The sequence below is a fragment of the Micromonospora sp. II genome (assembly GCF_001709195.1).
GTDB lineage: Bacteria > Actinomycetota > Actinomycetes > Mycobacteriales > Micromonosporaceae > Micromonospora > Micromonospora chalcea.
In genome coordinates, this window is the sequence record NZ_LYXF01000005.1 from 99,907 (window position 1) to 120,735 (window position 20,829).

A 20,829-nucleotide genomic window follows, 5' to 3' on the forward strand; every position below is an offset into this window, starting at 1 on the left:
ACTGCTGCTCAGCTTGTTACCGTGCCGATCATGCGTGCTGCCTTCGCCTCGGCCTTCGACACCGACAACCCGCTTGCCGCGCTCGCCGTCGGCGACCGTCCCGAGCCGACCCACCCGCAGGACGACTGGGTCACCGTGCGGGTCCGGGCCAGCTCGCTCAACCACCACGACCTCTGGTCGCTGCGTGGCGTGGGCCTGACCGCCGACCAGCTCCCGATGATCCTCGGCTGCGACGCGGTCGGCACCGACCCGGACGGCAACGAGGTCGTCATCTACCCGGTGGTGCCCACCCCGGGCGACCCGCGCGGGGTCTCCATCCTCTCCGAGCACTACCAGGGCACGTTCGCCGAGCTGGTCGCCGTACCCCGGATGAACCTCCTGCCGCTGCCCGACGGCCTGTCGGCCACCGACGCGGCGTGCCTGCCCACGGCCTGGCTCACCGCCTGGCGGATGCTGACCACCAAGGGCCGGGTCGCCGACGGCGAGTCGGTGCTGGTCCAGGGCGCCGGCGGTGGCGTGGCCACCGCGGCTGTCGCGCTCGGCGTCGCGCTCGGCAAGCGGGTGTACGCGACCAGCCGCGACGCCGCCAAGCGGGAGCGGATCGCCGAGCTGGGCGCGACCGCGCTGGAGCCCGGCGCGCGGCTGCCGGAACGGGTCGACGTGGTGATCGAGACGGTCGGCGCGGCCACGTTCGACCACTCGCTGAAGTCGGCCGCGCCGATGGCCCGGATCGTGGTCTCCGGCGCCACCTCCGGCCACGAGCCGAAGGTCAACCTGCGCCGGGTCTTCGCCATGCAGCTGGAGATCCTCGGCACCTCGATGGGCACCCCCGACGAGCTGACCGAGCTGCTCGCGTTCTGCGCCGAGCACGAGGTGCGGCCGGTGGTCGACCGGGTGGTGCCGTTCAGCGAGATCACCGAGGCGTTCGCCCGGCTGCAGTCCGGCGACGTCTTCGGCAAGGTGGTCGTCGACCACACCGCCTGAGGCGCGCGGCGCGGATGGTGCTCGGCGCTGGCGGCGCTCGGCGCTGGCGGCGCGCGGCGCGGCGTGTTAAGAAGGGGCCCCTTCTCTACCGGAGGCGTTAATAAGGGGCCCTTCCTTACAGCCGGTCGTCGAGCGTGGCCACGCCGCCTCGGGCCGCGGCGGCGGGGAGGCGCTCCTTCGCCGCCGGGTCGCCGTAGAGCGTCCAGCGGAGGAACTCGATCGTGGTGTCCGCGACCACGCCGAGCGCCTTGCCGTCGCCGAGCAGCGCCCGGCCGTGGTCGCCCTTCGGCAGGCTGAGCATCGCCTTCGGCCACGGCACCGCGTCGAAGACGGCCTTGCCCGCGGCGTACGACACCACCTCGTCGGCCTCACCGTGCACGAACAACTGCGGCGCGACGGTGCCGGCGAACGCGGTCCCCACGCCGAGCGCGGTGCCGGCGAAGACGATGCCCGCGTCCAGCCGCGCGTCCCGGCCCGCGGTGAACAGGCCGATAGTGGTCACGCCACCGGCGCTGTGCCCGGTCGCGGCCACCCGCTCCGGGTCCAGCCGGCCGCGCAGCGGATCGCCCGCCTTCTCGCCGAGCGCGAGCACCCGGGTCAGCACGTACGACACGTCGGCCGGCTGGTTCAGCACGTCCAGCGCGTTGCCGTCGGTGCCCCGCGAGGTGTGCGGGAAACGTGGCGCGGCGACCACGAAACCGGCCGCCGCCCAGCGCGTGAGCAGCACCTGGTAGTCCTCCGGCCGGGCGGTCAGCCCGTGGCTGAACAGCACCACCGGGAACCGCCCGGCCGCCGCCGGGGCGGAGCGCTCGACCGCGCCACCGGCCGCGCCCGCCGCCGGGTACCAGAGCGTCACCGGCAACGGCCGGTCGCCGTCCCGGTTGAGCTTCACCTGGCGTACGCCGACCGCGAAGCTCTCCGTGGGCGCCTTGCCGGCGGGTACGCGCGGGGTCGGTGTGACGCTTGTCGGTGCGGTGTCCGGAGCGGGCCGCCCGGCCGGGGCGGCGGGCTGCTCCGAGCAGCCGGCGAGGGCGGCGCCGAGGACGGCGGCGGTGAGCAGGGCGACGGGACGACGGCGCATGAACTGAATTGTGCCTCGCGATCGCCTGTGACCCCGCCCGGTCAGCCGGTCGGGTGGTCGCACGCCGATGCGCGGAGCCGGGCCAGGTCGGCGGCGTCCTTGGCACGGCGGGGCCGCTCCGGCATCCAGACCGGGAACATCTCCTTGAACTCGATCTGCGCGGCGAGGCTGATCACCGGGGCCGCGAGCGGACCGATCCGGCCGGGTGGGGCGCTCAGCATGCCCTCGGGCAGGACGGTGCCCGCCCACGGTCCGGCGCCCACGACGACCCGGCCCGCCGTGTCCCGGTCGAGGTACGCGAAGCTCAGCTCGACGTCGTCCCGGACCAGGTCGAGCTGGAGCGTTGCCGGCATTCGGGGGTCGGGCCGCCAGCTGAGCGCGCCGAGCCGGTCGGCCAGCAGGTCGGCGTCCCGCCGCCAGCAGTACCAGTCGACATCGACGTGGGGGCGGCTCACCGCTCCGAGGTGGAAGTCCATCGCCCAGCCGCCGCGCAGCCAGACGTCGATCCCGGCCGCTCCGGCCACCTCGACGACCTCACGGATGGCGCCCAGTTGCCGCCCTTCCAGCCCGTCCACGCCCGCACCCTACCCACCCCCGCCCCGGCTCGCGTCGATCATGATGTTGGCGGCATCTGCTGTCCGGTTTGTCGCCGTCAACCTCATGATCAACGGCGCTGGGCCGGGTGCGGTCACGTGGGGAGGGAGTGGGTCGTGAAAGTTGTGCCGGGGGCTGTCGCGTCGGCGGGGAGGCGACGCAGCGCTGCCCGGTCGGCGTAGAGCGTCCAGCGCAGGAAGTCGGTGGTGGTGGCGAGCACCTGGGGGAAACCGGCCCGGCCCGGCGTCAGATACTCACCGTGGCCCTGACCGCGCAGGCTCAGGAAGGCGGCCGGTCCGAGGCAGCGGGCGTACGCGGCCCGGCCGATCGACTCCGGCACGATCCGGTCGGCGCTCCCGTGCACGAACAGCATCGGCGCGAGCGGACGGGAGAAGCCGGCGACCATCCGGCCACCGGCGATCACGATCCCGGCCCGTAGCGGGGTCGGTTGCCCGGAGGCGAACATTCCGAGGCTGGTGTGACCACCGGCCGAGTGCCCGGCGGCGGCGAACCGGTCCACGGCCAGGTGCGCGCCGAGCGGGTCACCGGGGCGGGTGCCCAGGCGGACCAGGTGACGGACCAACCGCCAGGCGTCGGCCGGCTGGTTGCGTACGTCGTCGCGGGTGTAGCTGCGGGCGCGCAGGCTCGTACGCGGGTAGGTGGGCGCTACCACCACGAACCCGGCGGCCGCCCAGCGGCTGGTCAGGGCGGCGTGCAGCGCGGGCAGGCTGCGCAGCCCGTGGCTGTAGAGGACCACCGGGAACCGGCCCGCCGCGAACGGCGCGCCCGGCCGCACCCGTGGCCCGTCCAGCGTGCCGGTGCCGGACGGCCCGGCGGCGGGGCCGGTCGAGGTGGCGGCGGGGCCCGGCGAGAGGGCGGCGTCACGTGCGGGGGCGGAGCCGGGTAGCGCGGTGGTGTGGGCCGGTGCGGCGGGACCTGCGGAAGTGGACGGGGTCGCCTGCGTGGGCAGGTCGGCCGGGTACCAGACGGTGACCGGCAGCGGTCGCGTGCCCTCCGGATCGAGCGTGAACTGGCGCATCCCCACCGCGTACTGGCGATCGGGCGCGGGCCGGACACCGGCCGGTACGGGATCGGTGGTGGCGACGGCCTGGCCGCAGCCGGCCAGCAGCGCCGTCATCAGCGCGGCCACCAACCGCTGCCCCCTCACACCTGCACGGTAGGCAGCCGAGTGGTCGGTCCGCGCCCGCCGTCCGGATCGGCTGCCATCACCACCCGGCCGGGCGACGCCTCCACCGGCCGGGCGGGTTTGCGCGGGCCCGGTGAGCCGGATGTCGAGCTCCGGCCTGGCGGGGCGGCCTGGTCCGGCCGGTTTCGCTAGGGTCACCCGCATGGCTGAGAACTACACCGACCCGAGTGGCAACACAGCGCAGTTCCGCGCGTTCGTCGATTCGCCCGAGCCGGCCGCGTCGGCGTCGGCGCCGTCCCGGGTGCCGCTGATCGCCGGTGTGGCTGTCGCCGTCGTCGTGGTGGTCGCGCTGGTCGCCTGGATCGCCCTGGGCTGACCCGGCCGCCGCGCATCGGTCGCCGGCAGCGGCAGGGTCGGGTTTGGAAGCGCTGGGGTCACGCCACCTCGCCGAGGTGGCGGCATCGGAGGGGCCGGGATCGCGCCACTTCCCCGAGGTGGCGGCACCGTCGCCCAGAACGCGGTCAGACGCCCAGCACCTCGCGGGTCTCGCGGGCGATCTCCCGCTCCTCGTCGGTGCCGACCACGAGCACCGCCACCTCCGCGCCGTCCGGCGAGACGATCCGGTCGCCGTGGCCGTCGTTGCGCGCCGGGTCGACGGCGATGCCAAGCCGCTCCAGCCCGGCCAGCGATGCGGAACGCACCGGCGCGGCGTGCTCGCCCACCCCGGCGGTGAACGCGATCGCGTCGACCCGGCCGAGCAGCGCGTAGTACGCGCCGACGTAGCCGGTGATGCGCCGGCAGTAGACGTCGAAGGCCAGTGTCGCGTCCGGGTCACCGGCGGCACGCCGGGCCAGCACCTCACGCATGTCGTTGGCGCCGGTCAGCCCGAGCAGGCCGCTGCGGTGGTTGAGCAGGTCGTCGATGTCGTCGACGCCCATGCCGCCCTCGCGGCGCAGGTGGAAGATGACTGTCGGGTCGAGGTCGCCGCTGCGGGTGCCCATCACCAGGCCCTCCAGCGGTGACATGCCCATCGAGGTGGCCACGCTGCGGCCACCCTGGACGGCACACGCGCTCGCCCCGTTGCCCAGGTGCAGCGTGATGGTGTTGAGCTGGTCGTACGGGCGGTCGAGCAGGTCCGCCGTGCGCCGCGAGACGTACGCGTGCGAGGTGCCGTGGAATCCGTACCGGCGGACGCCGTACCGCTCGGCGGTGGCCTTGTCGATCGCGTACGTGGCGGCGGCCTCGGGCAGCGTGTGGTGGAACGCGGTGTCGAAGACGGCCACCTGCGGGACGTCCGGCAGCGCCTCCCGCGCGACGCGGATGCCGGCCAGGTTGGCCGGGTTGTGCAGCGGGGCGAGCGGCACCAGGTCCTCGATGGCGGCGACCACCGCGTCGTCGATGCGTACCGGCTCGCTGAACTTCCGCCCGCCGTGCACCACCCGGTGGCCGACGCCGGCCAGCCCGGTCAGGTCGAGCCGGCCGATGATCTCCCGGACCGCGCTCTCGTGGTCGGCCGGCCCGCCGCCGGGTTCGCCGATCCGTTCGACGGTGCCCTTGTCCAGGACGTCGTCGCCGTCGTACAGCCGGTACTTGACCGACGAGGACCCGCTGTTGAGGACCAGGATGCGGCTCATTCCGACGCCTCCGCGGCGGCCTGGATGGCGGTGATCGCCACCGTGTTGACGATGTCCGGCACGGTGGCGCCCCGGGACAGGTCGTTTACCGGCCGCCGCAGGCCCTGCATGACCGGCCCGACCGCCACCGCCCCGGCCGACCGCTGCACCGCCTTGTACGTGTTGTTGCCGGTGTTCAGGTCCGGGAAGATGAACACCGTGGCGCGCCCGGCGACCGGGCTGTCCGGCAGCTTGGTGGCGGCCACCTGCGGGTCGATCGCCGCGTCGTACTGGATCGGGCCCTCGACCAGCAGGTCGGGCCGGCGTTCCCGGACCAGCTTGGTGGCCGCCGCGACCTTCTCCACGTCGGCGCCCGCGCCGGAGCTGCCGGTGGAGTAGGACAGCATCGCCACCCGCGGCTCGATGCCGAACCGGGCCGCGGTGTCGGCCGACGAGATGGCGATGTCGGCGAGCTGGTCGGCGTCCGGGTCGGGGTTGACGGCGCAGTCGCCGTAGACGAGCACCCGGTCGGCGAGCAGCATGAAGAAGACGCTGGAGGCGACCGAGACGCCCGGCACGGTCCGGATGATCTCGAACGCGGGCCGGATGGTGGCGGCTGTGGTGTGGGTGGCGCCGGACACCATGCCGTCGGCGTGGCCGGTCTGCACCATCATCGTGCCGAAGTAGTTGGGTTGCGCCACGATGTCGTGCGCCAGTTCCACGGTGACGCCGCGGTGGGCGCGCAACTGCGCGTACGCCTGCGCGAACTCGTCCCGCCACGGGCTGGTCGCCGGGTCGACCACCTGCGCGTCGCCGAGGTCCACGCCCAGTTCCCGGGTGCGGCGGGCGATCTCGTCCGGGCGGCCGAGCAGCGTGATCTCGGCGACGCTCCGGCGCAGCAGCACCTCGGTCGCGCGCAGGATCCGTTCGTCGGCGCCCTCGGGGAGCACGAGCCGGCGGCGCTGGGCGCGGGCCCTGTCGATCAGGTCGTTCTCGAACATCAGCGGGGTGACCCGCGCGGACCGGCTGACCCGCAGCCGGCGGGCCAGGTCGTCGGTGTCCACGCAGCGTTCGAACGCGCCGAGCGCGGCTTCGACCTTGCGCGGGTTGGCGGTGCTGGGGCGGCCCTCGATCCGGCTGGACGCGGACACCGTGTCATAGCTGTCGCTGGGTACCGACAGCACCGGGAGCCCGGTGTTCATCCGCTCGACCAGGCGCATGGCCCGCGGGTCGGGCTGTTCGCCGAGCGTGAGCACCAGCCCGGCCAGCGACACCTGCCCGGCGACGTGCGCGGCCCCGGCGGCCACCAGCAGGTCGGCGCGGTCGCCCGGGGTGATCACCAGCGCCCCGTCGGTGAGGTGGTCCAGCAGCGTCGGCACGTGCGCCGCGCCGACCACGTAGTCGAGCACGTCACGGTCGAGCGCGGTCTCGTCGCCGGTGAGCACGGTGCCGCGCAGCGCCGCGGCGACCTCGGCCACCGTCGGCGCCGACACGGTCGGCACCTCCGGGATCGCGTACGCGGGCACCGGCAGCTCGGGCAGCGTCATCGGCTCCGGCACGCGGTTGGCCAGCCCCGCGATCACCGTCGCGCCGAGGTCGACCAGATCGTGGTACGCGCCGCGCAGCGCCGCCGCGATCGTCTCGGGCGTCTGCCCGAAACCGTCAACCACCGGGACCACGACGCTGCTGAACTCGGTCGCGAGCCGGGCGTTGAAGGCCAGCTCACGCGGGCCGGTGCCGTCGCCGTAGGCGAAGTCGCTGCCGACCACCACTATCGCCGGGCAGCGGCGCTCGACCTCGCGGTAGCGGGTGACGATCCGGGAGATCAACTCCTCCCGGCGGCCGTCCGCGACGAGCGCGCTCGCTTCGGCGTACGTGGCGCCGTACAGCTCGTCGACCGGCAGATCCATCCGGTAGCGCTCGGTGAGCAGGGCCAGGATCGGGTCGGTGCCGTCGCCGGTGACGAGCGGCCGGAACGCGCCGATTCGTTCCACCTGGCGGGACAACAGCTCGGCCAGCCCGAGCGCCACTGTCGATTTTCCCCCGCCCGAGCCAACGCCGGTCAGGTACACGCTGCGCGCCACGGCACCCAACCTACAAGATCGAGGTCGGTGCTGTCCGTTCTGCCTGGTCAGCACGGCTAGCCGGGGGAGAAGGCGGAAGTTTCTCGCATCTACACTTGGCCGTGTGGAAGGCCCGACAGCACTGATTCCCGTCGTACCGGAATCGCCCCCCGTCTTCGTCGACCCGAGCGGGCGGCGACGTCGGCGGCTGCGCCGTCTCGCCTACTGCGCCGGCGCGGCCGGCGTGATCTACACGGTCATGGTGGGGGTCAGCTTCGCCGGCGGGCCGATCACCCCGGACACCGTCATCCCGTTCGTCGAGCCGACCAGCGAGCAGCGGCTGCCCTCGCCGAAACCGTCGGACACCCCCGCGCCGACCCGTGCCACGCCGGACACGCCCACCGACATCCGCACCGCGCCGGTGCGGGTGCCGGCAACCTCCGTCGCCCCCGCCGCCACGGTCCCGCCGAGCCCTCGGTATCCCCGGCCGACCCGCACCGCACCGACCGCGCCCCGGCCCGTCCAGACGCCGGCCACCACCGCGCCGCCCACCGCCCCCACCGCCGAGGTGCCGCCGCCCGTTGTCGACCCGCCGGCGGTTGTCGACCCGCCCGCCGCGCCGGTCGCGCCCGCCGATGAGTGACCAGGCGCCCGCCCGCCCGAACCCGCAGACAAGTGAGCAGCCCACAGTCACGCTGGACCCCCGCCGTGTGCGGGCCGCCCGCGGGCACCGGGCCGGGCGGCAGCCGGACGACGCGCCCACAGCCGTGCTGGACGTCCGGCAGATCCCCGGCGTGCGGCAGATCCCCGGCGCGCGCCGGTCCCGTGGGCGGCGTCTCCTGCCCCGGCCGAGCTGGGCCCTGGTCGCCATGGTCGTGGTCGTCCTGGGCGGTCTGCTGGTCGTCGAGGCGTACACGAACGCCGCGTTCGTACCGGACAACCGGGTGACGCCCGGCAGCCAGCGGGAGGTCCCCAGCTCGGTGGTCGGCGGCGGCCCGATCGTCAACGTCGGCGCGGAGGGCCGGACCCAGTCGCACCGCCTGCCGCCGCGGACCGTCGCGCTCACCTTCGACGACGGACCCGACCCGCGGTGGACGCCGGAGGTGCTGCGCGTCCTGGACAAGTACCAGGTCAAGGGCACCTTCTTCGTCATCGGTTCGCAGGTCGTCAGAAACCCGGAGGTGACCCGCCGGCTGGTGGCCGAGGGCCACGAGCTGGGCGTGCACACGTTCACCCATCCCGACCTCGCCGCGCTGCCGCAGTGGCGGCGCGAACTGGAGTACGCGCAGACGCAGCTCGCCATCGCCAGCACCACAGGTGTCCGGACGTCGCTGCTGCGCTTCCCGTACTCGTCCCGGGCGGACGCGTACACCGACCGGGACTGGCCGATGCTGCGGCAGGCGGGCGAGCTCGGCTACCTCACGGTCGTCAACGACGTCGACAGCCGGGACTGGGAGCTGCTCCCGGTCGAGGAGATGATCGCGAACGCCACGCCGGACGGGACGGCCGGCACCATCGCGCTGTGGCACGACTCGGGCGGCGACCGGGCCGGCACCGTGGCCGCGCTGGACCGCTACATCCCGGCGATGCTGGAACGCGGCTACCGCTTCACCACCGTCAGCGAGGGACTCAACCAGACGTTCGCGGCCGCGGGTGTGTCCGGCCCGGTGGGCGGGCACACGGCGGCCCCGCTCGACGAGCGGTTGCGGGGCCACGTGCTGGTCGGCGCGGTACGCGTCGCCGACGGCATGTTCGGGGTGCTCGGCGTCTTCTTCGTTCTCGTCGGGGTGCTCACGATCGGCCGTACCCTGCTGCTGTTCGTCGTGGCCCCGCGGCACGCGCGCCGCCGCCGTCGCCGCGACTGGTCCTGGGGCTCGCCGGTCACCGAACCGGTCTCGGTGATCGTGCCCGCGTACAACGAGCGGGAGGGCATCGCCGCGGCGGTCCGCTCGCTGGCCCTGGGCGACCACCCCGGCGGCATCGAGGTGGTGGTGGTCGACGACGGCTCGACCGACGGCACCGCCGACATCGTCGCGGCGCTGCACCTGCCGAACGTGCGGGTCGTGCGCAAGCCCAACGGCGGCAAGCCCAGCGCGCTGAACACCGGCGTCGCGCTGGCCCGGCACGACCTGATCGTCATGGTCGACGGCGACACGATCTTCGAGCCGGACTCGGTCCGCCGGCTGGTCCAGCCGTTCGCCGACCCCCGGGTCGGCGTGGTCGCCGGCAACGTCAAGGTCGGCAACCGCCGCGGCCTGATCGCCAAGTGGCAGCACATCGAGTACGTCATCGGCTTCAACCTCGACCGCCGCCTCTACGAGACGCTGCGCTGCATGCCCACCGTCCCCGGCGCGATCGGCGCGTTCCGGCGGCAGGCGCTGGAGCAGGTGGGCGGCCTGACCGACGACACGCTCGCCGAGGACACCGACGTCACCATCGCCGTCGGCCGCGCCGGCTGGCACATCGTGTACGAGGAGAGCGCCCGCGCCTGGACCGAGGCGCCGACCACCATCGGCCAGTTGTGGAAGCAGCGGTACCGGTGGAGCTACGGCACCATGCAGGCGATGTGGAAGCACCGGCGCTCGGTGATCGAGAGCGGTCCGTCGGGCCGGTTCGGCCGCCGGTGCCTGTCGTTCCTGACGCTGTTCGGCGTGCTGCTGCCGCTGGCCGCCCCGGTGATCGACCTGCTCGCCATCTACGGGCTGATCTTCCTGGACCGCAGCGACACGGTGGTGGCCTGGCTGGTGATGCTCGCGCTCCAGTTCCTCACCGCGGTGCTCGCCTTCCGGCTGGACCGGGAGAGGCTCGGCGTGCTCTGGGTGCTGCCGTTGCAGCAGTTCGTCTACCGGCAAGTCATGTACCTGGTACTGCTCCAGGCGGTCGGCACCGCGCTGACCGGCGGCCGGCTGGGCTGGCAGAAGCTGCGGCGTACCGGGGACCTGCGGGTCGCCGGGCGGGGCGCGGCCGGCTGAGGCCGCGCCCGGCCGCGCGCGTCAGTCGTCGTCCGGGTCGTCGAGGCGGGCCAGCCAGGTGGCGAACCGCTCGATCGGGGTCTCGAACTCCGGGTTCAGGTCGACGAAGTCACGCAGCCGCTCGCCCAGCCACTCCAGGCTGACCTGCTCGTCACCCCGGCGCTCGACCAGCTCCTCGATGCCACGGTCGGTGAAGTACACGGTGTTCCTCTCGTCGTACGGCAACGGCCCGCCCCGGGTCGGGACGGGCCGCTGCCGGTGGTGTCACGGGCGGGGGAGAGCCGCCTCGATCAGCGCGTTCTGCTCGACCTCGTGCATCTTCGCCGAGCCCACCGCCGGGGCGGCGGCGGCCGGCCGGGAGATGCGGCGCAGCCGGACCTCGGGCAGGTGCTCCAGCAGGTTGAGCGCGACGAACGACCAGGCGCCCTGGTTGGCCGGCTCCTCCTGGACCCAGGCGAAGTCCTCGGCGTTCGGGTACTGCGCGAGCGCGGCCCGGACCTCCTCGACGGGCAGCGGGTAGAGCTGCTCCATCCGGATGATCGCGGTGTCCGTCACGCCCCGCTCCTGCCGGGCCTGGAACAGGTCGTAGTAGACCTTGCCCGAGCAGAGCAGCACCCGCTTCACCTGCTCCGGCGCCGGAGCCGCGGTGTCGGCCAGCACGGGCTGGAACGTCCCGGTGGTGAAGTCCTCCACCGGCGACACGCAGAGCTTGTGCCGCAGCAGCGACTTCGGCGTGAACACCACCAGCGGCTTGCGCTTGGGCGACATGGCCTGGCGGCGCAGCAGGTGGAAGTAGTTCGCCGGGGTGGTCGGGATGGCCACCCGCATGTTGTCCTCGGCGCAGAGCTGGAGGAACCGCTCCGGGCGGCCGGACGTGTGGTCCGGGCCCTGGCCCTCGTGGCCGTGCGGCAGCAGCAGCGTCACCGCGGAGCGCTGACCCCACTTCACCTCGCCGGACGAGATGAACTCGTCGATCACCGACTGGGCGCCGTTGACGAAGTCACCGAACTGGGCCTCCCAGGCCACCAGCGCGTTGATGTTCTCCACCGAGTAGCCGTACTCGAAGCCCATGGCCGCGTACTCGGAGAGCAGCGAGTCGTGGACAAAGAAGCGCGACCGCTCGCCGTCGGCGGTGAGCGACATCAGCGGCAGGTAGTCCTCGCCGGTCTTGGCGTCGACCACCGAGGCGTGCCGCTGGACGAACGTGCCGCGGCGCGAGTCCTGCCCGGCGAGCCGGACGGTGACGCCGTCGTGCAGCAGCGTGCCGAACGCGATGATCTCGGCGAAGCCCCAGTCGATGCCGCCCTCGACGGACATCTTGCGGCGCCGCTCCAGCAGCTGCTGGATCCGCTTGTGCGGGGTGAAGCCCTCCGGCAGGTTGACGTGCGCCTCGCCGATCGCCTTGACCACCGCGGCGTCGGTGGCGGTGTCGACATGCGGCTCCGGCTCCTCCTCCCGCGGCGGGCGGCTGAGCTGACGCGGTGTGGTCGCGGCGTCCCGGGTGGCCTTGAAGACCCGCTCCAGCTGCCCCTGGTAGTCGCGCAGCAGCTCCTCCGCGTCCTCCACGGTGATGTCGCCGCGCCCGATCAGCTCCTCGGTGTAGAGCTTCCGGACCGACCGCTTGGAGTCGATGATCTTGTACATCTCCGGGTTGGACATCGACGGGTCGTCGCCCTCGTTGTGCCCGCGCCGGCGGTAGCAGACCATGTCGATCACGACGTCCTTGTTGAACGCCTGCCGGTACTCGAACGCGAGGCGGGCCACCCGGACCACTGCCTCCGGGTCGTCGCCGTTCACGTGGAAGATCGGCGCCTGGATCATCCGGGCCACGTCGGTGCTGTAGAGGCTGGACCGGCTGTACTCCGGGGCGGTGGTGAAGCCGACCTGGTTGTTGACGACCACGTGCACGGTGCCGCCGGTGCGGTAGCCGCGCAGCTGGGACAGGTTGAGCGTCTCGGCGACCACGCCCTGGCCGGCGAAGGCGGCGTCACCGTGCACCGCCAGCGGCAGCACGGTGTAGCCCTCCAGCTTGAGATCGATCCGGTCCTGCTTGGCCCGGACTATCCCCTCCAGCACCGGGTCGACGGCCTCCAGGTGCGACGGGTTCGCCACCACCGACACCTTGACCGCGTGCTCGCCGTCCGGAGTGGTGAACTTGCCGTTCTGGCCGAGGTGGTACTTCACGTCGCCCGAGCCCTGGGTGGAGCGCGGGTCGAGGTGCCCCTCGAACTCGGAGAAGATCTTCTCGTACGGCTTGCCGACGATGTTCGCCAGCACGTTGAGCCGGCCGCGGTGGGCCATGCCGATGACGACCTCGTCCAGCCCGGCCTCGGCGGAGCACTCCAGCACCTCGCCGAGCAGCGGGATCAGCGACTCGCCGCCCTCCAGCGAGAAGCGCTTCTGGCCGACGTACTTGGTCTGCAGGAACGTCTCGAACGCCTCGGCGGCGTTGAGCCGGTTCAGCACGTGCTTCTGCTCGTCCTGGCTCGGCTTCTCGTACTTGCGCTCGACCCGCTCCTGGATCCAGCGCCGCTCCTCCGGGTCCTGGATGTGCATGTACTCGATACCGACCCGGCGGCAGTACGAGTCGCGTAGCACGCCGAGGATCGAGCGCAGCTTCATCCGCTGCTGGCCGGCGAAGCCGTTGACCGGGAAGACGCGGTCGAGGTCCCAGAGCGTGAGCCCGTGCTGGAGGACGTCCAGGTCCGGGTGCTTCCGGATCTTGAACTCCAGCGGGTCGGTGTCGGCCATCAGGTGGCCGCGCACCCGGTACGCGTGGATCAGCTCGTGCACCCGCGCGGTCTTGTTGATCTGGCCTTCGCTGTCGACTGCGACGTCGCGCATCCAGCGCACCGGCTCGTACGGGATGCGCAGCGAGGTGAAGATGTCGTCGTAGAAGCCGCGCTCACCGAGCAGCAGCTCGTGCATGACCTTCAGGAACTCGCCGGACTGCGCGCCCTGGATGATCCGGTGGTCGTACGTGCTGGTCAGCGTGATGACCTTGCTGACCGCGAGCTGGGCCAGGGTGGCCTCGCTCATGCCCTGGTAGGGGGCCGGGTACTCCATCGCGCCGACGCCGATGATGGCGCTCTGCCCCTGCATCAGGCGCGGGATCGAGTGCACGGTGCCGATGCCGCCCGGGTTGGTCAGCGAGATCGTGGTGCCGGAGTAGTCCTCCATGGTCAGCTCGTTGCGGCGGGCGCGCCGGACCACGTCCTCGTACGCCTGCCAGAACTGCCGGAAGTCCATCTGCTCGCAGCCCTTGATGGACGGCACCACCAGGTTGCGCGAGCCGTCCGGCTTGACCAGGTCGATCGCGATGCCCAGGTTGACGTGCTCCGGGCGGACCATCGCCGGCTTGCCGTCGACCTCGGCGAAGGAGTTGTTCATCTCCGGGTGCTCGACGACGGCGCGGACGAGCGCGTACCCGATCAGGTGGGTGAAGCTGACCTTGCCGCCGCGACCCCGGGTGAGGTGGTTGTTGATCACGATGCGGTTGTCGACGAGCAGCTTGGCCGGGACGGCGCGCACGCTGGTGGCGGTCGGGACCGACAGCGACGCGTCCATGTTCTGCACGATCTTGGCGGCCACGCCGCGCAGCGTCGTGGTGCCGGCGGCGCTCGCGGTCGGCGCCTTGGCGGCCGGCTTGGCCGGGGCGGACTTCTTGGCCGGCTCAGGCGCCTTCGCCGCCGGCTTGGCGGCGGGCTTGGCCGGGGCGGCCGCCTTCGGCTCGGCCTTGGCGGGGGCCGCCTTGGCGGGCTGCTCCTTGACCGTGGCCACTGCTTCCTGCTGCTCGGCCGGCTCCGGCTTCGCGGCCGGCTTGGCCTGCCCCTCCGGGCGCGGCGTGGCGGCGCCCGGGGCCGGCCGGTAGTCGGCGAAGAAGTCGTGCCAGGCCGAATCGACGCTCGAGGGGTCGGCGAGGTAGCGCTGGTACATCTCCTCGACGATCCACTCGTTCGGGCCGAAACCCGCCAGTGGGTTCTCCTGCGAAGTCTGCTGGGTCGACACGGCCGCTAATCGCCTCTTTCACGCGGTTGTGAATGTCACGGTGGCCCCCGGTGACCCCCGGTTGCCGACGCTGGGTAAACCGATGCCAAGGCTACGCCGTGCGCTGAGCGCAGGCATTCTCGCCTCCGGCTGGTGGTCCGTTTCACAGAAGATGCCAGAAGTTCGGCAAACGCTGCGTGATCCGGCGACTCCTGCTAGACGGCGAAGGCCCCGGCCGGTGACGGGTGTCACCGGCCGGGGCCCGGCCTGAGCGCGAGGTCAGGAGATGTCGCGCTTGCGGATCGTGGCGACGCCGATCGCGCCGGCCACCACCGCGTACCCGATCAGCACCAGCGCGCCCGCCCACTGCGGCGGGTTGCCCGGGATGTTGGTGTCGCCGCCCACCATGAGCCCGGAGGCCAGCGACGGAACCAGCAGCTGGAGCTTGTTGATCCAGTCGCCGTACCGCGAGGCGAGCAGGCTCAGCACGATCGCCGCGCCGATCGCGCCACCCAGGTAGAACAGGATGCCGGTCACGGTGGCGCCGATCTGGCTGCGGATCAGCACGCCGAGCCCGACGCCGAGCACCGACCAGAGCACGTAGGCCAGGCCGTTGAGCGCGATCGCCCGCCAGATCGCCCCGCTGCCGAGCTGCGAGCCGACGTCCACCGAGCTGAGGATCAGCGGCGCGGTGATCAGGTTCAGCACCGTGGTGACGACCCAGAACAGCAGCGCCAGCACGCCGGCCGCGGCCAGTTTGGCCAGCATCACCGCGGTGCGGTGCGGCGCGGTGAGGAACGTGGTGGTCACCGTCTGGTGGAAGAACTCGCTGGTCACCACCACGATGCCGAGCAGCAGCACGATGAGCAGGCCGAAGAACTGGCCGTTGGTGTAGAGGTTGGCCGCCAGGTTGTCGGCGGCCGAGATGGCCTGCAACTGGTCGGACTGCTCGGCCGRCACCTCGCCGAAGTCCCCGCCGGCCAGCGCGTCGGTCTGCAACCAGTTGAACAGCAGCGCCAGCGCCCAGAGCGGCAGGCTGATCAGCCCGAAGATCCACCAGGTGCTGGTGGTACGGATCTTGAGCAGTTCGGATCGGACAAGCGTCATCGGATCTCCGCCTTTCCGGCCGTCAGCTCCAGGAAGACCCCTTCGAGGTCGGGCCGCTCGGTGGTCAGCTCGTGCAGCTCGACCTTGGCGGCCAGTGCGAGGCGGCCCACGGTCGGGGCGTCCACGCCGCTGACCAGCAGCGCGCCGTGCGGGTCGGCGTCGACGGTGGCGGACTGCTCGCGCAGCACCGTGGCCAGCTCGTCGGCCTGCGGGGTGCGCACCCGCACCCGGACGCCGTGCGTCATCGACGCCATCACCTGGTCGACCGGACCCTGCCGGACCAGCTTGCCGGCCGCGATGATCACCACGTCGTCGGCGAGCAGCTGCATCTCGGAGAGCAGGTGGCTGGAGACCAGCACCGTACGACCCTCGGCGGCGAGACCCTTGAGGAAACCGCGCATCCAGCGGATGCCCTCCGGGTCCAGGCCGTTGGCCGGCTCGTCCAGGATCAGCACCTGCGGGTTGCCGAGCATCGCGGCGGCGATGCCGAGGCGCTGCTTCATGCCCAGCGAGTAGCCCTTGAACTTGCGCTTCGCCGCGGGCGAGAGCCCCACCAGGGCGAGCGCCTCGTCGGCGCGCTCCTTCGGCAGCCCGGCCGCCGCGCAGATCACCCGCAGGTGGTTGATGCCGGTGCGGCCCTTGTGCGCGCTGGACGCCTCCAGCACCGCGCCCACCGTGCGCAGCGGGTCGGGCAGGTCGGCGTACCGGCTGCCGCCGATGGTGGCCGTGCCGGCACTCGGCGTCACCAGGTTCAGCAGCATGCGCAGCGTGGTCGTCTTACCGGCGCCGTTCGGGCCGAGGAAGCCGGTGACCCGGCCCGGCTCGACGGTGAACGACAGGTTGTCCACCGCGCGGACGGTCTTGTATTGCTTGGTCAGGCCGGACACGATGATCTGGCCGGTCCCGGCACTGGGGCGTGGCTGCCCGTCGGACATCATTCTCCTCTCCTGCCCCGGCGGGCATGACGCGCGCCGGTGGGGGGCGCTGTTGCGGGGGCGCCCCGCAACAGCCTTCCAACCCGGCGCAAGGGGGTCAATCAGGCGGGACGTGTACGCGCCGTCCTCCTCAGGTAGGACATCAGGCGGTCGCCAGCGCCACCCAGGTGGCCCGGGCGCGGCCGAGCAATGCGCCGTCCGCACCGTACAGGCTGGTGTGCACCTCCGCCTTCCGCCCCTCACCGCCCACCGCGAGGCCGGTCACCACGCATTCGTCGCCGGGTCGTGGCAGCGCCGTGACCTGTGCGGCGATCCGCCCCAGGACGTACGGGCGGCCGGGCGCGAGCACCGCCCAGCCACCGGGGCAGTCCAGCGCCGCCCACACGGTCGCGGGCGTCACCTCGGCCGGGGCGCGGAACGGCGCGGCGGTCCGCCCGTCCGGCAGCCGCCCCGGGAAGATCCGCAGGCCGTCCGGGTGCGCCGGGCCGCAGACGAAGCAGCGGGGAAACGGGTGGTCCAGCAGACCGGGGTACGCCCGCGCGGCGTCGGCCGCCGTCGCCCGGTCCACCGGCGGCACCACCGCCTCGACCGGCTCCACCCGGCGTACCTGGGCGATCAACTGGCCGTCCGGGTCGCGTACCTCGCCGTCGGCGGCGGTCAGCGGGGTCTCCAGCGGCGGCGGCCGGCGCAACGTGACCTCCACCGGCCCCCGGTCGTCGATCAGCGCGGCGAAGATCCCGGCGCTCCAGCCGCCGTTGCCCGAACCGTCCGGTCCCTGGAACCGGGCCTCGACCAGCATGCGCACCTCCGGGTTCACCTCCGCCGGCGCCCTCGCCGGTGGTCCGTCCGGCAGCCTCGCACACCCCCGCGCGGCACCGGCCGTCCCGGTGCGCACGACGCCGCCGACCGGCGTTCACCGGATCGACACCCCTCACCCCGCCCGGTGGCAACCCACGGCACCTACACAGGAGCCATGGCCGTTCTGCACGCCGCTGGCGCACCGCTCACGACCAGCGGTTACACCCTGCTGATCGCCGACGACCCGACACTGGTCGCGGCCGCGCAACGCCTGCGCCACGAGGTGTTCGCCGGCGAACTCGGTGCCACAGTGCCGAGCGCCGTCACCGGGCTCGACTCCGACGAGTTCGACGCGCACTGCGACCACCTGGTGGTGCTGCGCGAGGGCACCGGCGAGGTCGTCGGCACGTACCGGCTGCTGCCACCCGGCCGCACCGCACGCCGGTACGCCGACGGCGAGTTCGACCTGCGCCCGCTCGCCCCGCTCCGCGACGACCTGGTCGAGGCGGGCCGCTCGTGCGTGCACCCGGACCACCGGACCGGCGCCGTGATCAACCTGATGTGGGCCGGGATCTGCCGCTACCTGCATCTGCGCGGCTCCCGCTGGCTCGGCGGCTGCGCCTCGGTGCCGGTCACCGACGGCGGGGTCGCCGCCGCCGCGGTGTGGGCCGAGGTCAGCGCCCGGCACCTGGCCCCGCCGGCGCTGCGGGTCACCCCGCGCCGACCCTGGTTCACCGAGGCGCCCGCCGCCGACCCGGGCGCGCTCACCCCCGCCGGGGGCCGGGCGCTCGTGCCGCCGCTGCTGCGCGGCTACCTGCGGCTCGGCGCCTGGGTGGCCGGTGAGCCGGCGTACGACAGCGACTTCGGCTGCGCCGACTTCTACGTGCTGTTCTCGCTCGACCGGATGAACCCGCGCTACCTGCGGCACTTTCTCGGCGGCGGCTCGTGACCGCGGATGCTCCTCCGCGTGGCAGGGCCGCGGCCGGTCCCGTCGGGGGCGTGGCCGGTCGTGCCGGGGGCGGGCCGGGGGAGGGCCTGTGGCGGCCCGCGTCGGGCTGCGGGCCGGACTGCCTGCCGCCGCCCACCACCCCGGACGTGTCGCGGCTGCGCCGGGCGGGACGGCTGCTCGGCGTACTCGGAATGCTGCTGGCCGGGGCCGGCCTGGCCGCGCTCCTGCCGCTGCTGCCGGCGGCGCGTGGGCGGGCCGCGACGCGCGGCTGGGCGCGGTGGACGCTGCGTACCCTCGGGGTGCGGCTGGTGGCCCGGGGCCGGGCGCCGCGCGGCCGGGCGCTGCTGGTCGCCAACCACGTCTCCTGGCTGGACGTCCTGGCGGTGCTGGCGGTCTCGCCGGCCCGGATGCTGGCCAAACGCGAGGTGCGGCGCTGGCCGGTGGTGGGTGCGCTCGCCGCCGCGGCGGGCACCGTGTTCGTGGACCGGTCCCGCCCGCGCGACCTGCCCGCCACCGTCGCGCGCGTGGCCGAGTCGCTGCGCTCCGGGCGGCCGGTGGCGGTCTTCCCGGAGGGTACGACCTGGTGCGGCGCCGCCACCGACTGTCGCCCGGCCGGTGGCTTCCGCCCGGCGATGTTCCAGGCCGCCGTGGCCACCGGCACGCCGGTGGTGCCGCTGGACCTCGCCTACCGGTACGGCGGTGACCCGGGCACGCTCGCCGCCTTCCTCGGCGAGGAGACGCTGTGGGCCTCGATGCGCCGGGTGCTCGCCGCCCGGGACCTGACAGTGGTCGTGACGGTGCGGGCCGCGCTCTACCCGGCGCCGGGGGCGGATCGTAGGGCGCTGGCCCGGGCCGCCGAGGCCGCGATCCACCCGACCCCGCCCGGCCCCGCCCGTCCGCAGGCCTGACCGGCGCGCGCGTCGCGCCGGACCATCAGAGATCTTGGAAGCAAACGGCCGTCATGAGGACCTTTTGCTTCCAAGATCTACCGGCTGCGGGCGGACGAGGGGGCGAACGGGCGTCGGAGACGCGACACAGTCGCGATAGGCGCTTGTTCAGTCGCGATGTATCGCGTTACGCTCCCCGTGTTACTCGACGTGCCGTCGGTCGGTACGTCGTCGAGGGGAGGACGCCATGACCAACTGGACGGTCGACAGCCCGCAGCGGATCACGGTGGACGAGCCGGTCACCCGGCTCGACGTCCGGCTGGTCAGCGGCCGGCTCAACGTGGTCGCCACGGACGGCCCGGCACGGGTCGACGTCACCCGGATCGGCCGGCGGCCACTCCTGGTCGAGATGCGCGACGGCCGGCTGACCGTCCAGCACGAGCGGCCGACCCGGTGGCCGGGCGTGCTCTGGTCCTTCGGCGGCTTCCACCGCCGGTATCGCGCCGAGGTGTCGGTCGCCGTACCGGCCGAGGTCCTCGCTGACCTGCACCTGGTGGACGGCACGCTCGTCGCCTCCGGCCTGCGCGGGGACACCAGGGTCGACGTCACGTCCGGCGAGGTCACGCTGCGGGGGTTGCGGGGACGCACCAGCGCCAAGGTCATCTCCGGCCCGGTCGAGGCGCTCGGCATCGGCGGCGACCTCGACCTGGAGACGGTCTCCGGTGAGCTGATCCTCGCCGACAGCGCGCCCGAGCGGGTACGCGCCCACGCCGTCTCCGGCTCGATCACCTGCGACCTGGACAACCTGCGGGGCAGCGAGATCCGGCTCAGCGCCATCTCCGGCAGCATCACCGTACGGGTTCGCGAGGACAGCGACCTCACGGTGCACCTGCACACCACCGCCGGCAAGATCACCAGCGGCTTTCCGCAGGTGGACGGCGGGCAGCGCGGCTTCGGTTCGATCAAGGACAGCCACGGCGTGCTCGGCGGCGGTACGGGTAGGCTCTGGGCCTCCGCGACCTCCGGCAGCATCGCGCTGCTCGCCCGCCCGGTCGCGACCGCCGAGGACGTGGAGGAGCTGCCGTGACCGCCGTGTTCAGCCACGGCCGGCTCCGGCTCTACCTGCTGAAGCTGCTCGACGACGGCCCGAAGCACGGATACGAGCTGATCCGCCTGCTGGAGGACCGCTTCCTCGGCCTGTACGCGCCCAGCGCCGGCACCATCTACCCCCGTCTGCAACGGATGGAGGCGGAGGGCCTGGTCACGCACACCGCCGTGGGCGGCCGCAAGGTCTACGAGATCACCGAGGCGGGCCGCGCCGAACTGCGGCAGCGCGCCGACGAGCTGTCGACCCTGGAGGCCGACATCGGCGCCGCGGTCGAGGACCTGTCCGCGCTGGCCGGTGAGATCCACAACGAGGTACGCGGCTCGGTCCGCGACCTGAAGCGCGAACTGCGCGAGGTGGCCCGGCAGACCCGGCAGGGCGCGTGGACGGCCTCCGCCACGGCCCGGCCGGCGGGCGACGGGGGATCGGCCCGTCCGGACGACTCGCCGCTGCTCGCCGAGTTCGACAAGCGGCTGGCCGCGTTCACGGTCGAGGTCGGCGCGCTGGTACGGGCGCGGCGGCTCAGTGACAACCAGCTCCGGACCGCGATCCGGATGCTCGACGGAGCGGCCGAAGGGCTGCGGCGACTGTTCCGCTGATCTCACAG

The 20,829-nt window shown here is 73.2% G+C and carries 18 protein-coding genes; 8 read left to right on the plus strand and 10 right to left on the minus strand.

Annotated elements, in window-relative coordinates; genetic code table 11:
* The first annotated feature begins 30 nt into the window (after positions 1-30).
* Positions 31-984 (plus strand): Zn-dependent alcohol dehydrogenase, encoded by a 954-nt coding sequence (locus A8711_RS02715; protein WP_030503225.1) that lies wholly within the window; start codon positions 31-33, stop codon positions 982-984.
* Positions 985-1,099: 115 nt separating this feature from the next.
* Here A8711_RS02715 and A8711_RS02720 read toward each other — a convergent pair whose 3' ends face one another.
* The 3 genes from A8711_RS02720 to A8711_RS02730 all read right to left on the minus strand — a co-directional run bounded on the left by A8711_RS02720 (position 1,100) and on the right by A8711_RS02730 (position 3,827).
* Positions 1,100-2,065 carry a chlorophyllase gene (locus A8711_RS02720; RefSeq protein WP_069087359.1) on the minus strand — a complete coding sequence of 322 codons (966 nt, stop codon included), beginning with the start codon at positions 2,063-2,065 and terminating at the stop codon, positions 1,100-1,102.
* Positions 2,066-2,106: 41 nt separating this feature from the next.
* Complete coding sequence (locus A8711_RS02725; protein ID WP_069087360.1) at positions 2,107-2,640, minus strand: nucleotidyltransferase domain-containing protein; 534 nt, start codon at positions 2,638-2,640, stop codon at positions 2,107-2,109.
* Positions 2,641-2,753: 113 nt separating this feature from the next.
* Positions 2,754-3,827: a hydrolase gene (locus A8711_RS02730; RefSeq protein WP_069087361.1), complete on the minus strand. Its 1,074-nt coding sequence runs from the start codon at positions 3,825-3,827 to the stop codon at positions 2,754-2,756.
* A 181-nt stretch (positions 3,828-4,008) separates the two neighbouring features.
* Here A8711_RS02730 and A8711_RS32325 point away from each other — a divergent pair, with 181 nt between their 5' ends.
* A complete protein-coding gene (locus A8711_RS32325; protein WP_166457193.1) occupies positions 4,009-4,182 on the plus strand; it encodes a hypothetical protein in 174 nt (57 codons plus the stop codon).
* Between the two features lie 145 nt (positions 4,183-4,327).
* Here the strand turns inward: A8711_RS32325 and A8711_RS02735 are convergent, their stop codons facing one another.
* On the minus strand, positions 4,328-5,440 hold the full coding sequence (locus A8711_RS02735) for an acetate/propionate family kinase (protein WP_064447873.1): 1,113 nt from the start codon (positions 5,438-5,440) through the stop codon (positions 4,328-4,330).
* A complete protein-coding gene (gene pta / locus A8711_RS02740; RefSeq protein ID WP_124779061.1) occupies positions 5,437-7,512 on the minus strand; it encodes a phosphate acetyltransferase in 2,076 nt (691 codons plus the stop codon). The genes A8711_RS02735 and pta overlap by 4 nt, the downstream gene beginning before the upstream one ends.
* A 94-nt stretch (positions 7,513-7,606) precedes the next feature.
* On the opposite strand from pta, the gene A8711_RS32330 reads away from it, so the two are divergent.
* Positions 7,607-8,125: a hypothetical protein gene (locus A8711_RS32330; protein ID WP_069087363.1), complete on the plus strand. Its 519-nt coding sequence runs from the start codon at positions 7,607-7,609 to the stop codon at positions 8,123-8,125.
* The gene (locus A8711_RS02750; protein ID WP_069087398.1) at positions 8,118-10,454 is read left to right on the plus strand and encodes a bifunctional polysaccharide deacetylase/glycosyltransferase family 2 protein; all 2,337 of its coding nucleotides are present in this window, start codon (positions 8,118-8,120) and stop codon (positions 10,452-10,454) included. The genes A8711_RS32330 and A8711_RS02750 overlap by 8 nt, the downstream gene beginning before the upstream one ends.
* A 21-nt stretch (positions 10,455-10,475) precedes the next feature.
* On the opposite strand, the gene A8711_RS02755 is transcribed toward A8711_RS02750, so the two are convergent.
* The 5 genes from A8711_RS02755 to A8711_RS02775 form a co-directional block, all read right to left on the minus strand.
* Entirely contained in the window at positions 10,476-10,655 is a 180-nt protein-coding gene (locus tag A8711_RS02755; RefSeq protein WP_030503218.1) for a DUF6104 family protein, read from the minus strand.
* A gap of 63 nt (positions 10,656-10,718) precedes the next feature.
* Positions 10,719-14,462 (minus strand): multifunctional oxoglutarate decarboxylase/oxoglutarate dehydrogenase thiamine pyrophosphate-binding subunit/dihydrolipoyllysine-residue succinyltransferase subunit, encoded by a 3,744-nt coding sequence (locus A8711_RS02760; protein WP_069087364.1) that lies wholly within the window; start codon positions 14,460-14,462, stop codon positions 10,719-10,721.
* Between the two features lie 258 nt (positions 14,463-14,720).
* Positions 14,721-15,548 (minus strand): ABC transporter permease, encoded by an 828-nt coding sequence (locus A8711_RS02765; protein WP_069087365.1) that lies wholly within the window; start codon positions 15,546-15,548, stop codon positions 14,721-14,723.
* Positions 15,545-16,486 (minus strand): ABC transporter ATP-binding protein, encoded by a 942-nt coding sequence (locus A8711_RS02770; protein ID WP_369799327.1) that lies wholly within the window; start codon positions 16,484-16,486, stop codon positions 15,545-15,547. The genes A8711_RS02765 and A8711_RS02770 overlap by 4 nt, the downstream gene beginning before the upstream one ends.
* A gap of 139 nt (positions 16,487-16,625) precedes the next feature.
* On the minus strand, positions 16,626-17,282 hold the full coding sequence (locus A8711_RS02775) for a hypothetical protein (protein ID WP_069087399.1): 657 nt from the start codon (positions 17,280-17,282) through the stop codon (positions 16,626-16,628).
* Positions 17,283-17,456: 174 nt separating this feature from the next.
* On the opposite strand from A8711_RS02775, the gene A8711_RS02780 reads away from it, so the two are divergent.
* The 4 genes from A8711_RS02780 (at position 17,457) to A8711_RS02795 (ending at position 20,821) form a co-directional block, all read left to right on the plus strand.
* Entirely contained in the window at positions 17,457-18,230 is a 774-nt protein-coding gene (locus A8711_RS02780) for a GNAT family N-acetyltransferase (RefSeq protein ID WP_069087366.1), read from the plus strand.
* 50 nt (positions 18,231-18,280) lie between these two features.
* Positions 18,281-19,138 (plus strand): 1-acyl-sn-glycerol-3-phosphate acyltransferase, encoded by an 858-nt coding sequence (locus A8711_RS02785; RefSeq protein ID WP_069087367.1) that lies wholly within the window; start codon positions 18,281-18,283, stop codon positions 19,136-19,138.
* A gap of 226 nt (positions 19,139-19,364) precedes the next feature.
* Positions 19,365-20,204, plus strand: coding sequence for a DUF4097 family beta strand repeat-containing protein (locus A8711_RS02790; protein WP_069087368.1), 840 nt, complete (start codon positions 19,365-19,367; stop codon positions 20,202-20,204).
* Complete coding sequence (locus A8711_RS02795; RefSeq protein WP_030503210.1) at positions 20,201-20,821, plus strand: PadR family transcriptional regulator; 621 nt, start codon at positions 20,201-20,203, stop codon at positions 20,819-20,821. Before A8711_RS02790 ends, A8711_RS02795 begins: the two co-directional genes overlap by 4 nt.
* Positions 20,822-20,829: the final 8 nt, after the last annotated feature.

Coding starts and splice junctions, on each gene's coding strand:
- A8711_RS02780 (WP_069087366.1), top strand. CDS start 17,457: ATGGCCGTTCTGCACGCCGCTGGCGCACCGCTCACGACCAGCGGTTAC.
- A8711_RS02750 (WP_069087398.1), top strand. CDS start 8,118: ATGAGTGACCAGGCGCCCGCCCGCCCGAACCCGCAGACAAGTGAGCAG.
- A8711_RS02720 (WP_069087359.1), bottom strand. CDS start 2,065: ATGCGCCGTCGTCCCGTCGCCCTGCTCACCGCCGCCGTCCTCGGCGCC.
- A8711_RS02735 (WP_064447873.1), bottom strand. CDS start 5,440: ATGAGCCGCATCCTGGTCCTCAACAGCGGGTCCTCGTCGGTCAAGTAC.
- A8711_RS02715 (WP_030503225.1), top strand. CDS start 31: ATGCGTGCTGCCTTCGCCTCGGCCTTCGACACCGACAACCCGCTTGCC.
- A8711_RS02770 (WP_369799327.1), bottom strand. CDS start 16,486: ATGATGTCCGACGGGCAGCCACGCCCCAGTGCCGGGACCGGCCAGATC.
- A8711_RS02790 (WP_069087368.1), top strand. CDS start 19,365: ATGACCAACTGGACGGTCGACAGCCCGCAGCGGATCACGGTGGACGAG.
- A8711_RS02775 (WP_069087399.1), bottom strand. CDS start 17,282: ATGCTGGTCGAGGCCCGGTTCCAGGGACCGGACGGTTCGGGCAACGGC.
- A8711_RS32325 (WP_166457193.1), top strand. CDS start 4,009: ATGGCTGAGAACTACACCGACCCGAGTGGCAACACAGCGCAGTTCCGC.